Source organism: Enterococcus eurekensis, from assembly GCF_042654605.1.
GTDB classification, from domain to species: domain Bacteria; phylum Bacillota; class Bacilli; order Lactobacillales; family Enterococcaceae; genus Enterococcus_I; species Enterococcus_I eurekensis.
Genome location: NZ_JBHSGT010000070.1, coordinates 1 through 630 on the forward strand (window position 1 = coordinate 1; position 630 = coordinate 630).

General features: G+C 45.9%; 1 protein-coding gene. It reads right to left on the minus strand.

Annotated features, from left to right (window positions below; all coding sequences use genetic code 11):
• Positions 1 to 630: IS30 family transposase (locus ACFO3L_RS11535; protein WP_465253954.1), on the minus strand; the 630-nt coding region annotated here is incomplete at both ends.

Below are 630 nucleotides of genomic sequence, written 5' to 3' on the forward strand. Positions count from 1 at the left end.
CACTGTGGCACCTTTTCCCCAAACTTTCTTCGTTAGACAGTAGCGGGTTTTCCGTTCAACCATAGTGACGATGACAGGCTCATTTTTTATTTTCTTGCCTAATACTAAATCGACTTCCCAATGCCCAAAATCCTCTCTAGAGAGTATTTCTGGATCGCGTTCTTCGATACTGCGACCTAAGTGCTTAGCGTTATGACCTTTCGGTTCCGAAACGTTTTTCTTGCGTGGCCGCATCCGGGTCTTCATAGGTAAATCGATATTACGGATTGGGAGTACGGCAGCATTGATCAAGGTGTAAACTGTTTTCGTGCATGGTACGCGTTCGTCAGGGTGTGATTTTCTGTAAGAGTGTACAAAAGTATCCACACTATGAATCCGTAACCCCTTCATGGGTGCTAGATTTTCAGGTAAGGCAGCAAGGAAAGCTGCAGAATATTTATGATGATTCCGCGCATGCGAGTTCTCACGATTTTCTTTGTAAACCCGAGCGCCTGAGGCGGCAATATACTGCTCGTAATAATTGTGTTGATAGTCAAGTTGGCGCGTTCTGCCGCGTTTCAACTCACGAGAAACAGTCGATTGGCTGACTCCTAATTCACGCGCCATCTCCGCTTGTTTATAGGTGCCGAT